This is a genomic window from Flavobacterium notoginsengisoli, assembly GCF_042686225.1.
GTDB lineage: Bacteria > Bacteroidota > Bacteroidia > Flavobacteriales > Flavobacteriaceae > Flavobacterium > Flavobacterium notoginsengisoli.
In genome coordinates this window covers 542810-555985 of sequence record NZ_JBHUOT010000002.1, presented here as the reverse complement: position 1 = coordinate 555985, position 13176 = coordinate 542810, and the positions used below count along the sequence as shown (strand labels likewise).

The window sequence follows — 13176 nt, the reverse complement described above, 5'->3', positions numbered from 1 at the left end:
CTCTTATTTCAAAGTAGCGTACATTCCTTCTTCATCATGAATAATTCCCGTCAGTTCTGTGTTGGCAGTCTGAGCAATTTTCGAAGCTATTTTACTTGGAATTTTGATATTGAAATCGGAAACGGTGATAGGAAAATCTGAAATAACCTGAATGCCTTCCGGAACTCTTTTGATTAAAGCATTCACGACAATTTCTTTCGACTTGCCTTTCATATTTAATTTTCCTTTGATCTCGTATTTCTTTTCAATTTCATTAATATCCTTTAAATCGAATTTTTCGATCTTACCTTTAAAAACCGCTTTTGGGTAACGGTTGCTTTCTAAATAATTTTCGTTAAAATGCTCCTGCATTAAATCTAATTTAAACCGAAAATCTTTAATCATAACAGTACAAACAAAAGTACTGGTTTTAGGTTCCAAAAGAATGATAACCTGTCTGTTTACTGCTTTGATTTCTTCAAATAAAGGTACGGAAGCTTCAAAATTTACAGTACCCGTATTAGTGAAAAATCGGTCTTGGGCTAGTACAGTAAAAGCAGTTAAAAGTAAAAATAATAAGGTAGTTGTTTTCATAATCGTCTGCATTTAAACAATTATGTCATTCAATTTGTCTTGGTTAACAGAAGGTAAAAAAATAGATTCCGACTAATCTGGAAAAATCGAACGGCAATACTCCGTGAATAAATTTCGTAACCCTAATGATTACACTTAAAGTTACGAAATTTATGCTTGTTAAGTTCTCCAGTTAATGCTAAATATTTGTGAATATTTTTAACCTAAAACCACCTTTTATCGATGTAAAATGCATTTAAACTACATTTTCTACTTCTGTACAAATTTCAATCAAAAAACCATTCAAATCTCTTGCGTAAGCAACGACTTGTCCCCATGGTTTTTCTACCGGTTCTGAAACAATTACAGCTCCAAAAGAAGTGGCTTTTTGTAAAACTTCGGGAACATTGTCTACAATAAATCCAATTTCTATAGCAAAAGGTTTGTCTTCTAAACTGCTTTCTATAAAACCATCAGCGAGATTTTGCGATGCCAGACTTTTTGATGCAAATGCCAGTGCGGTTGCACCTGTATTTAATTCTGCATAATCGTGATCAGGACTTATAAATTTCCTGTGAAACCCAAATGCGTTTTCGTAAAATGCTACTGATTCTTCGACATCTTCAACGTACAATATTGTATATCCAAACTTTATCATGATTTCTCTATTTAATATGTTTGAATTAAATATAAGAATTTTAACTGATTTCTAAAAGAACATTATATTTTTCTAAACTTGCCAAATCTTCAATCGAGTTGATATTAGCCAGTTTTTCGTGTTCTTCAATTTCTTTGCGAACTTCGATATGTTTGATTGCTTTTCTAAAACGACGTACTTCCTGTAAATTTGACAAAATTAATCCGGGAACCTGAACGCTTTTACCTTCTTTGTCTTTCGCAACCATTGTAAAATAAGATGAATTACAATGTTTGATTGCTCCTGTTTGAATATTTTCTGCTTCAACTCTAATTCCCACAATCATGGAACTTCTTCCTACATAATTTACAGAAGCTTTCATAGTAACTAATTCTCCGACTTCAATTGGTTTCAGAAAGTTTACTGTATCAACAGAAGCTGTTACACAATAATTACCACTGAATTTTGATGCCGAAGCAAATGCAATCTGATCCAGCAATTGTAAAATATATCCTCCGTGAATTTTACCGCTGAAATTGGTATGCGACGGAAGCATTAATTCTGATATACTAATTTTTGATGAAGAAACGGGTTTAAAATCTGTAGTCATGCTTTTTATTTTTTTGGAATGGTTAGTTTTTTTAAACACATAGAAACATAGCTCATTGGAATCTAAAAAAAGGCGTTTCACTTGCATAAATTCACATAGCAAACTATGTGTTAGAAACGAGTTTCTTTCTTTATTCTTTTAAAGACAAAGTAAATCTATGTCTCTATGTGTTTAAAATATTTTTCTTACTTCAATTTTTTTTTCGATGTTTAGTTTTTTAAACACATAGAAACATAGCTTATTGGAATCTAAAAAAAGGCGTTTCACTTGCATAAATTCACATAGCAAACTATGTGTTAGAAACGAGTTTCTTTCTTTATTCTTTTAAAGACAAAGTAAATCTATGTCTCTATGTGTTTAAATATTTTTAATTCAATAATTCATTTTCATCTGAATTCAAGGCTCTCGTAATAATATTTTCAGGAAGTGATTTCTTGGCTTTCGCTCCCATTTTTTTGAGTCTTTCTACGCTTGTAATCAGGTTTCCTTTTCCTTCGACTAATTTATTCATAGCGCTTTCGTATTCTGTTTTGGTATCTTTAATTTTATTTCCGATTCGGACTAAATCAGAAACAAAACCTTCAAATTTATCGTATAATGCTCCTGCCTGTCTGGCAATTTCAAAAGCATTTTCCTGTTGTTTCTGATTTGTCCACATACTGTCGATTGTTCTTAAAGTCGCCAATAATGTACTTGGGGTTACAATCACAATATTTCTGTCGAAAGCTTTTGTGTACAAAGCTGGATCTTCGTTTAAAGCAATAGCAAACGCAGGTTCCATCGGAATGAAAAGCAATACAAAATCCGGACTTTCCATTTGATACAAATCGTGGTAGTTTTTACTGCCGAGTTGTTCTACATGTCTTCTTATGGAATTGACATGTTCTTTTAAAAATTCGATTTTCAAAAGTTCTGATTCTTCGTTAATCCATTTTTCATAGGCAGCGAGTGATACTTTCGAATCAACAATCATTTTCTTTCCGTCCGGAAGATTTATCACAACATCTGGCAAAACACGATTTCCTTCGCTATTCGTAAAACTTTGCTGTACTTCGTATTCTCTTCCTTTTTCTAAACCTGATTTTTCCAGAACGCGTTCTAAAACCAATTCACCCCAATTCCCCTGCATTTTATTGTCCCCTTTTAACGCTTTGGTTAAGTTCAGGGTTTCTTTGCTCATTTGCGCGTTCATTTCGCTTAAACCTAAAATCTGCTGACGAAGCGCCGCGTGATAATCGATGCTTTCTTTGTGCGTCTGATCTACTTTTTGTTCGAAAATGTGAATTTTATCCTGAAGCGGCAACAGAATACTTTTCATATTCTCGCTATTTTGTTCGGTAAACTTTGCCGATTTTTCTTCCAGAATTTTATTGGCTAAATTTTCAAACTCTTTGGTAAATTTTTCCTGAAGTTCGTTGATTTCACTTTTTTGTTCTTTATGGCGTTCCCATAAATTTTCAAAATCAACTTCTTTTTTAGAAAGCTGAATTGCGAGACTGTCTTTTTCTGTGCGAATACTTTCTTTCTCCGAAACATGAAATTGCAATTGTTTCTGAAAATTATTTTTTTCATTTTCAAACTGCTCTTTCTGTATCTGTAATTGCGCATTTAAAGCATTCAATCTTTCTTCAAAAATGGCTTTTTCTGACTGAGTTTTTGAACCGGAAAGCATTTTGCCTACGTATATCCCGACAAACAATGCTACAACAAAACCCAATAAAAATGGTAGATAATCAGACATAACTAAGTTTATTTTACGTAAAAGTACGCAATAATACGTAGTACTTAGTTTTTAAAATAGAAATTTCACGAATTCATAATCAATCCAAACTAAACCAACATTTTAATCCGGAATAAAAAATTAAAAAAATATAAATGCATACGCAACCTTTTTTTAAAAGCGCCATCTACAAGATATAAACCTATTAAAATAAATTATGAAAAAATTAATGCTGAGCTTATTTGTAGCTTTTGGAATTAGTGCCTGCTCTCTTAACAATGGAGATAACACAAGTATAGAATGTGGTAGTTTTAATAATCTTGATTTTACCGGATTTCCTTTTTCATGTAATTACACAATAAAAACACCTCCACCAACTGCAGCTGTTGCTGTAATTGCTTCTCAGGAAAAAATGGATAATTTATTTACCAAAACCAGCAATAGCTGTCCTGTTGCAAGTGATCCTAATATCGATTTTACTAAAAATTATTTAGTTGGAATTTTTGCAGGTACAAAATCAACTAGTGGATATGCTATTAAAATTACTTCTATTGTAATGAATGGTTGTCAGGTTGTTGTTAATTATTATGAAAAATCTCCTGCAGCTGGTGAAACAGTAACTCAGACTCCAACAAATCCTTATGATTTTGTTTTAATTCCGAAAACAGAAAAAGGATTTATTTTCAATAAAACAAACGAAAATCCTGATAACATTGTAATTGGAAGTTTTTATAACCAATGTGCCGGATCAGATTGTCAAAAATTCTATCAGATCAACGATTACAATACTTTAAAATTCTTAAATGTAGTTGCTGGACAATATGAATTTGGTCAATACAAATACACTCCAACTATTAAAAGAGGAGAGTACGCTTTACTTTTAAAAACTGTTCCTGCTGAAATTTTAGCTTTAAAAGGACAAACTAAAACATACGGTTCTCCGGATGCAGCAGACCAAGGTGGTATTTATTTTGAATTACGCCAAGGAGCAACTGTAACAAAAGTTTACATTGACAACAATGATACAGCAGATCAAAGTGCTGAAATAAAAGCTTTCAAGAAAGTTATTCAGGATAAAATCACAAGTTTAAAATAATTCAATTATGAAATACCTTTTTATATCTTTTACTGCCTTTTTTCTTTTTGCCAGTTTTTACTCAGCGGATGCTTCTAAAGTATATTCGGGCTCAATTGTAAATACCTGGATTTGGGAGAAATCTGTGGGAGGATCCACGAATCCTTATCTTGCAACACCGAAAACTATTGGTTTTACCAAGAAAGTAATCTTTACTCCTAACGGAAGAGTGATTACTTATAAAAACAACATCGAAATTAGAAACAGTGTTTATCAGATAGAAAAAGGAATAGGTTATGCCGACAAAGCTGAACATGATTTGGTGACCTTTGAAGGTAAGACTTACATAATAGAAAATCTTGATAATCAAAACCTAACGATTGTAAGTAACAATCAGGATGGTTCGAGAACTATATTCAAAAGATAGTTTTGTAAGCTATTTAAAACTATTTTTGCAAAATCAAATTTGAACCATTTCTTGAAAGACGAGTTAGAAAAATACATTAAACTGTGCATGAAAAATGACAGAGAGGGACAACTGAAAATTTATCAGTTGTTCTCTCCTGTTTTGTATGGAATCTGTTTGAAGTATATGAAAAATGAAGATGATGCAAAAGATGTTTTTCAGGAGGCTTTTGTTATCGTATTTCAAAAAATAAATCAATACAAATTTGAAGGAAGTTTTGAAGGATGGCTTAAGCGGATCTTCATCAATAAACTGATCGAAACTTTAAATAAAAAGAAAAAAGAGAGTTTCTTCTTAGACGTTTTTGATCCTGATACCGATTTTATAGAAGAAGAGGAATTAGAAGTGATTCCGATGGAACAAGAAAAACTTTTAGAATACATTCGGGATTTACCAGATCAATACAGGACAGTTTTCAACTTGTATGTTTTTGAGAAAATGAAACACAAAGAAATTGCCGAATTACTAAAAATCTCCGAAGGAACATCCAAATCAAATTTAAATCGCGCTAAACATATTTTACAGAAGCGAATTTTGAGCATAAAAAATTTTAAGACAGCATGAAGAAGCAAAAAATAGAAGATATTTTTTCATCAATGGAAGACTTTAGTAGTGTTCCGCCTCCTGAATTGTGGGCACAAATTGAGGAAAAATTAGACAAACCTAAAAAGAAGAAGAGAGTTATTCTTTGGTGGTCGGCTGCTGCATGCTTATTATTAGGGTTGCTTCTGCCTTCAATTTTACATTTTACTTCTCCTGAAAATAAAAACTTTGAACATAATGGACTTGATACAAACAGCATAGTCCTTGACGGAAATGTTAATGATGGATCTAAAAATAAAAACGCGAACCAAAATAAAAACACTTCTGATGCTAAAGACTCTCTAAAAAATATTGCACCATCAGAAAAACAATTTAATACTTCTAACCCTAAAGGGATTCAGGAGCAGGAAACAGCAGTGGTTCATTCAGATTCAAAAAATAAAACCAACAAAAATGGTTTAGAATCTAAAATGCAAAACAATACGAATGCTCCAAATCAATCTTTGGCTATTCAGACTTATAATACATCCGGAGACAAATCTAAAACCGGGGTTTCGAAAAAACCTGCTCCAGGAATCATCAAAGAGTCAAATAGCAAAGGAATTTCAGAAGAAAGAATTGCTTTTGGAAAAGAAAGCAAATTTAATTCGAATGCTAAAAAACAGCTTTCTAATTCGATTTTTGAAGATTTATCACCTTCCAAAAACAATAATAATTTAGCTTTCTCAAAACAAAGCGGAACATCAAACAATTCAGAATTTAAGCAAAATTCAGTTAAAGTAACAGGTGAAAATACTTCAACAGAGTTAGCTTATAAGAGCAATACAAAGGAGAATTCGAAATTTAATACTAATGCTTTAAGCAAAATAGATTCTGTTCAACTTGCAGAGCTTGAAAATCTGGAAAAAGGAATTTTGACTCCTGAAGCTAAAAAAGAAGAAAAAGAGAAAAAAGACAAATTAATCGACAAAAAAGAAAGATGGGCAGTAGCAGTTTTTGCAGGAGTTGCCAGTTCTGAAAACACAAAAAACGAAAAAACTCTTGGAAATGCTGTAGATTCTAAACAATCTAATTCTTATGGAGTTAGAACAAAATATGCTATTAATAAAAAATGGGCTGTAGGTTCTGGATTAAAAATTAATGAACTGGGACAGAGCGTAGCACATGTTTCTTATGTAAGTGCTAAAAACAATGCCCTTTTTATTCCTGGCGTAGCTCTGTCAAATATGGCCTCCTCACCTGTAGTAAGCAATAATGCAGATTATCTTTTTGTTTCTAATAGTACAAAAGAAGCTCTAAAAAATGACAACAGCATACAAACCGGAAAATTGGATCAAAACCTTCGATACATTGAAATGCCTCTTGAAGTTTCTTATTCTGTTTTCAATAGAAACAAAGCCAGCATTAATTTGAATACCGGAGGATTTGTAGGGAAACTGATTTCAAACAACGTAGCTCTGGACGGACAATCAATTGGACAAAATGTAAGTGCAAATGATTACGTTTACGGTTCTACTCTAAGTAGTACGGTACAATATCGTGTTTACAAAAAAACGAATGTGTTTGTTGAACCTGCTATGAATTATTATATCAATCCGTTAAACAGTCAGTCTTTCAATCAGTTTCAATGGGGATTAAATTTTGGTTTGAATGTTTCATTCTAAACTTAGTTTAGCGTAATTTTCAGGAAAAATAATTCTTGTTTTTATGGATTTTACAACTTCTTCAATCAATTTAATTCCAACCGATTTACAATTAGCAAAAGAAAATATTTTTAAAAAAGCCGGTTTAGAAATTATATCTCTTCAAAAAGAAGACGAAAGTCAGGAATATAGCGCTTATCGTTTTCTCCTGAACAATAAAAAAATCTGCTATAGAGAAGCCAAAATTACTCCAACCAAAACAGGGCAATTTGTTACTTTGTGGAAACGAAATGAATCAGGAATTATTGAACCTTTTGATTATTCTGACCCAATTGATTTTGTAATTATAAGTGTTCGAAGGGATTTAAACTGGGGACATTTTATATTTCCAAAAAAAATACTCTTAGAGAAAGGGATTTTTTCGACAAATAATAAAGAAGGAATTCGAGCGACAAGAGTTTATCCGCCATGGGACGAAACTACGAGCAAACAAGCTCAAAAAAGTCAAAAATGGCAATTAGATTATTTTATGATGCTTACTAATTCAAATAAAATTGATTTCGATCAATTGAGAAAATCCTTCGCATAGATTTTCAATAAAAAAGGCTTCCAAAATTTGGAAGCCTTTTTTTGCTTTTTTAGTTTTTAATAACCTTGTCTTTAAAAATCACTTTGTTGTTTTCGCTGACAGTATAGAAATAAACTCCTGAAGTTAGATTATTAACAGAAACAACTGCTGTGCTAATTTCAGATTCATTTTTAACGCTTATCGGACTTCCGATGGCACGTCCATTAAAATCATACAATCTAATTTTCAAATCTCTTCCCTGTGTAGTTTTCACATCAAAATTTAAAACATCTGTTGCCGGGTTTGGATATGCTTTTACATAATATTTATTTTTTCCAAAATCTGGCGTAGAAAGCACGTCTTGTTTCAATTGGAAACGAGCAATAACCGGCCCGTGATCTGAAGTTGTAGTCGTGTAGTTGGTAATATCATTACGAGGATCATACACCACCGTTGAATTTGCAATATAATCATCCAGTAATTCATTAGAAATTGTAATATGATCCAGGAATCCGCCTGAACTTAAAAAACTATAAGCACCAGCTTGACTAATTTCTAATGTAAGTGCTTTGTAATTGTTTGTGTCTGTCACAAATGCTTCATAAGAAGACGGCTGTCCGGCGATTACAGATGCTTTTACATCATCATTATAATCTCCCAAAAGAATAATATTTGAGTCTGCATAATGAGCATCTAAGCTGTCTTTTAAAACTTGTGTATCATACTTACGCATGTTATAACGAGAAATATCAGTACCGCTGTTAGCACGTGCGTGAAGATCTATAAGGTTAATTTCATTTTTAATTCCATTAACATTTGTTTCTATTGTTACCATATAAGGCAGACGGCCTGAAGAGAAAAAGTTACTGTCGCTGGTTCCTGGATAATTATTCAGCGTTTTAGTGCCATTACGCAATTCAGTATAGAACTTATCAAACATAACACGTGTTTTTTTAACTGTTACCGTTTGTGTATTATAAAGCACTACTAGTTTCTGAGGCGGGAAATTTGGATCTGAAGGCGGATTTTGCCAAGAATAAGACCAGACATTAGAAATGCTTTTTTCAAATGTTTTTCCGTTTACATTTATTTTCTGAATTAAAGCATCAATCTGAGCGTCACTAGAAACCTCTTGTACTACATACACGTCTGCATCTAGTTTATTCATTACTTTGGCAACATTTTCCAATTGTAAAGGCTTGTCTGAAGGACCATAAGCTGAAGTCGGAGCACCAAAAAACTCTAAATTGTATGTTACTACATCAAAAGTATCTGTTTTTGGTAAAGAAGAACCAGTCAATGAACCAATTTGCTTGTTTAACGAAGTTCCCGTTACGGTTAAAGCCCCTGATATTTTAAATTCTTTTACTGTTGGTGCAAATTTTGCATAAAGCGTTTTTCCTGCTAAAGCATCGGCAGCAGTAATTATTATACTCGATACAAACGAGATATTATCTGCTGAAATTTGATAAGAAGATGGAGCTGTAATTGTAATATCTCCATATCCTTCTGCCTTAAAATTAAAGGACTGAGAGTCTGAAACTGTATTTGGAAGTACAACTCCAAAATCTAAAACAGGATTTGAGTCTACATAACCGATATCATTTGTTATAGCAAAATCATCAAAAGACCATTCTGATGCATTGTTATTACCTCCCGCAGTAGTTTCATAAACCCAAGCTAAATAGGTATGACTTGTCTTATAATCATTTAACTTAATATATTGAGATTGCGCATAAGTACCTGTAACAGTCGGAAATGAACCATTAATTTCTGTCCAAGTAGCTGTAGCAGGATTGCTTATTCCGTCATAATCTGTAGAAACCATCAATTTTAAAGATGGACCAGCATAAAATTTACGGGAATAAAAAGACAGCAATGGAAGTGCTCCAAAATTATCTAAACGTAATTTAGGTGAAATCAGCCAATCTTTACTTGGTCCATTATCTGAATAACCATTGATAAGAACCGCACCAATTCCTGAATTTACATTTCTGGCTACTGAAGTATAAGACCATTTATTTACTGGTCCGGCTTCGTTATATTGTGTCCATCCGCTGTTTGTTAAAACATTTGGATCGTTGAAATCCTGTTTATAAGGATTGATTCCTATTCCTGTCAAAGTAACCGTTTTTGTTACAGCTCCAGTCGATTCGTGTGTTATCTGTCCTGTAAAATCAGTTAGTGCGTTTGGAATAAATTTCACATATACTGTTGGGGTTGCATTTGATGCAAAATCAGCAGCAGCAAATGTTATAGAAGATGCAAATGTGCTGTTATCTTTAGAAATTGTAAAATTAGCAGTCGAAGTTAAAACAACATTTTGAGTTAAATCACTTGCCCCAACTTGGTAGCTTAAAACTTTCGCTTCATAATTTGCTTCCGAAAATCCTAAATCTAAACTTGCTGCAGAAGTTGTTAAAACTGGAACTGCAGCACTAGCAGTAGTAACATCTACTTTATTTACAATTGTCTGAATATTATTTGAAGTATCTTCCGAAACAGAAAAAACAGAATAACTTGTATTTAAAATAAGTCCGGAAAAAGTTTTGGTATATTCCAGAGCAGGATCTGTAATATCTATACTTCCTGCCTGCAAAGCTGCTATACCATTTGAGTCTTGACCAGCTTTTACCTGCGCAGCAGTTGGTGCAGTACTTCCACCTGGAAGCAGTACAAAATAGGTTTTTCCAGTTTCATCCAATTTATTGATAAAATCGAAACTTGCTGTTAAAACATTATTTGCTTTAGGAAAACCAGAAACATCAACTGGAGCTGTAATATCTCTTCCTACTTTTATGTTATCAATTGCAAAAGATGGACGTGAACCTCCCCCGCTAACTTGTCTGGAAATCCATCTAATCTGCACTACAGGCTGATTATCACAGTCCGCTGGTAAAATGATATTTATCGTCTTAGCATTTTGAGGTGTTGTATTTCCTGTACCAATTTGAGTTGTGGTATTATTAGAATATAATGTCGCAGCTATTGATGTAAAATTGGCTGTTGTTCCAACTCTATACTGTAATATCATTTCATTGATACGATTATTTGTTCCATCACCATAAGGATTACGGATTGTCATGGCATCATATTCTACAGGAATAGCAGATTGCCCTGTTGCATCAAATGCAAAACCAATAGTCAAGTCTAATGAACCTGTAGTTAAGAATCCAATTTTTCCGTTGTAATTATGAAAATTACCGCTGTTCGTACTGGCAGAACTATTAGCCACTAAAGCTCTATCGGCACCAAAAGTGCCAGATGTAGCAAATTGACTTTCACCTGGTGGATTTGAAGTTCCTGCAGTCCATCCCTGATAACCTGCTGGATAAGAAGTATCTGTTACTAACAGCGTATTAAAATTCTGTGAGTGCGGCAATTTTTGAGGAGCTGGCATTGTCTGGGCAAAAAGATTTCCAGAAACAAAACCAAAAAAACATAGTACAGCCAAAAATAGACGTGATAAGTAAAGTTTTTTCATACGTTAAAGAATAGAGTTTTTAGAAGTCAAATTTATCTCCTTTAAAGTTAAGCTAATATTATAAAACCATAAACTTAATGTTGACTTTTTTATCAATAAAACTCAATAATAAATAACACAAAATCAATTTTATTATATTTTAAACAACCAAAAACTAATTATTTAAAATATAATTCAAAAACAAAAAGTTACTTCCAACTACTTAAACCCTCCATGTTTCCTACAAACAAAGCTGTTATTTAAAACAAAAAAGCAGTAAACTTTCGCTTACCGCTTTCCATAATTCAAAATATTATTCTCTAAAAAAATATTATACCGCTGTATAACCTCCATCGGCAATAATATAACTTCCTGTTGTAAATGATGATTTATCAGAGTTTAAGAAAACTACCAATTCTGCAATTTCTTCGGCTGTTCCCAAACGATTCATTGCCGATTTCGCTGCAACAGCATTCATCATATCTTTATTCAAATTGTCTTTTAAAAGCGCTGTTTCAATATAACCTGGTCCAACAGCATTACATCGAATGTTTTTCTGAGCATATTCTACAGCAATGTTTTTAGTTAAACCCACAACGCCATGTTTACTTGCGGTATAGGCTACGCTGTTTGGAGCTGCAACTTGTCCATGAATAGAGGCAATGTTTACAATACTTCCTCCTCCATTTTTTTCCATTTGTTCCAATTGATATCTGCAGGCATAAAAAACGCCGCTTAGATTCAAGGCAATGACTTTATCCCATGCTTCCGGTTCGTATTCTCCGGTTGGTTTTGCCGGTCCGCCCATTCCGGCGTTGTTGCAGGCAATGTCAAGTCTTCCGTATTTTGAAACCGCAACCTCAACTATATGTTTATTATCACTTGCACTCGACGAATCTCCTTTTACGAAAAAAGCTTCTCCACCCTTTTCTTTTATAATTTTTACGGTTTCTTCACCGTGCTCCACATTAATATCAGACAATACTACTTTTGCTCCTTCCCGAGCGTAAGCTTCTGCAACTGCACGACCGATTCCTGAACCGCCCCCGGATACATAAGCTACTTTGTTTTCTAAAAGTGACATATTCTTAAAATTTAAATTTGTACCTCCAATTTACGAAGATATCCCTTCATATTGAAGGTTTTAAAGCAGTTTACAATAAGATTAACGCTAAGCGCTAATCTTATGTTATTTGATATTAAAATGACTTTTATTTCCTCAAAATTTCGTATTACTTATTACTCGTCTTCATCCAGTTTCATATTCCCTCTGTCTTTATGACTTTCCGGATTTGAATTAGGGTATCGATTTGGTGTGATATCAGAATTACGGTCTTTATTTTCTACCGTTTTTTTTGCTTCTTCATCAGAAGTTACTCCCCGATTTGCATTTGGATTATCTGGTGTTATATTCGAAAGCTTGGTTTTAATTTCTTCGTTTTCATTTCTCGCTCTTTCAACAATCTTTTTATTTCCATCTTCGTCTGTAACAAGTTCTCTGTTCAATTTGGCATCTTTCAAATCATCGTCGTGTGAAATATTTTTCCCTTTGGATTCATCTGTATTTTTTTGAGTACCGTTTATCTTTTTTGTTCCTAAATTATTCGTTTCCATGGCTTTATTCTTTTTAGTTTCTATATTAATATTACGAATTTCAGCTCTTAAAACTAAGTAGTTTAACATTGCTTTAGGCTTATAAGGCACTATCTTTCATAATTTAGTATCTTAGTTTACAACATTTTAAGGTTTAACTAATTTTAGCTACTATGAATTTCTTCAAAATCAAAACCAGTTGGTCAAATGTCGAATTCATTCTTATCAAACTTTGTATGGCTTCTATTTATATTCTGGTCGGAAGTTATTTCCATGATTTTTTTGCTAATTATTACTCAATTTTAA

The 13176-nt window shown here is 32.9% G+C and carries 12 protein-coding genes; 5 read left to right on the top strand and 7 right to left on the bottom strand.

All coding sequences use genetic code 11. The features are described from left to right. Positions 1-3 precede the first annotated feature (3 nt). From ACFS3A_RS07835 to rmuC, 4 genes are all read right to left on the bottom strand, one after another. Positions 4-573 carry a YceI family protein gene (locus tag ACFS3A_RS07835; protein WP_379824807.1) on the bottom strand — a complete coding sequence of 190 codons (570 nt, stop codon included), beginning with the start codon at positions 571-573 and terminating at the stop codon, positions 4-6. Positions 574-808: 235 nt separating this feature from the next. Further along, positions 809-1210, bottom strand: a complete 402-nt coding sequence (locus ACFS3A_RS07830; protein WP_379824806.1) for a VOC family protein — start codon at positions 1208-1210, stop codon at positions 809-811. Between the two features lie 40 nt (positions 1211-1250). Next, positions 1251-1799 (bottom strand): acyl-CoA thioesterase, encoded by a 549-nt coding sequence (locus ACFS3A_RS07825; RefSeq protein ID WP_379824805.1) that lies wholly within the window; start codon positions 1797-1799, stop codon positions 1251-1253. A 367-nt stretch (positions 1800-2166) separates the two neighbouring features. Beyond that, positions 2167-3540, bottom strand: a complete 1374-nt coding sequence (gene rmuC / locus ACFS3A_RS07820; protein WP_379824804.1) for a DNA recombination protein RmuC — start codon at positions 3538-3540, stop codon at positions 2167-2169. A gap of 196 nt (positions 3541-3736) precedes the next feature. Between rmuC and ACFS3A_RS07815 the strand changes: the two genes are divergently transcribed. Genes ACFS3A_RS07815 through ACFS3A_RS07795 form a run of 5 tightly spaced genes read left to right on the top strand, consistent with a single transcriptional unit; the run spans position 3737 to position 7835 of the window. Continuing rightward, positions 3737-4615 (top strand): protease complex subunit PrcB family protein, encoded by an 879-nt coding sequence (locus tag ACFS3A_RS07815; protein WP_379824802.1) that lies wholly within the window; start codon positions 3737-3739, stop codon positions 4613-4615. Between the two features lie 7 nt (positions 4616-4622). Next, complete coding sequence (locus tag ACFS3A_RS07810) at positions 4623-5021, top strand: hypothetical protein (RefSeq protein WP_379824801.1); 399 nt, start codon at positions 4623-4625, stop codon at positions 5019-5021. Positions 5022-5072: 51 nt separating this feature from the next. Continuing rightward, positions 5073-5624 (top strand): RNA polymerase sigma factor, encoded by a 552-nt coding sequence (locus ACFS3A_RS07805; protein ID WP_379824800.1) that lies wholly within the window; start codon positions 5073-5075, stop codon positions 5622-5624. After that, positions 5621-7267 (top strand): hypothetical protein, encoded by a 1647-nt coding sequence (locus ACFS3A_RS07800; RefSeq protein WP_379824799.1) that lies wholly within the window; start codon positions 5621-5623, stop codon positions 7265-7267. Before ACFS3A_RS07805 ends, ACFS3A_RS07800 begins: the two co-directional genes overlap by 4 nt. 43 nt (positions 7268-7310) lie before the next feature. Continuing rightward, on the top strand, positions 7311-7835 hold the full coding sequence (locus ACFS3A_RS07795; RefSeq protein WP_379824797.1) for a MepB family protein: 525 nt from the start codon (positions 7311-7313) through the stop codon (positions 7833-7835). 49 nt (positions 7836-7884) lie between these two features. Here ACFS3A_RS07795 and ACFS3A_RS07790 read toward each other — a convergent pair whose 3' ends face one another. The 3 genes from ACFS3A_RS07790 to ACFS3A_RS07780 form a co-directional block, all read right to left on the bottom strand. Further along, complete coding sequence (locus tag ACFS3A_RS07790; protein WP_379824796.1) at positions 7885-11298, bottom strand: T9SS type A sorting domain-containing protein; 3414 nt, start codon at positions 11296-11298, stop codon at positions 7885-7887. 310 nt (positions 11299-11608) lie between these two features. Further along, positions 11609-12361, bottom strand: a complete 753-nt coding sequence (locus ACFS3A_RS07785) for an SDR family NAD(P)-dependent oxidoreductase (RefSeq protein WP_379824794.1) — start codon at positions 12359-12361, stop codon at positions 11609-11611. 155 nt (positions 12362-12516) lie between these two features. After that, positions 12517-12960: a hypothetical protein gene (locus ACFS3A_RS07780; protein WP_379824793.1), complete on the bottom strand. Its 444-nt coding sequence runs from the start codon at positions 12958-12960 to the stop codon at positions 12517-12519. Positions 12961-13176: the final 216 nt, after the last annotated feature.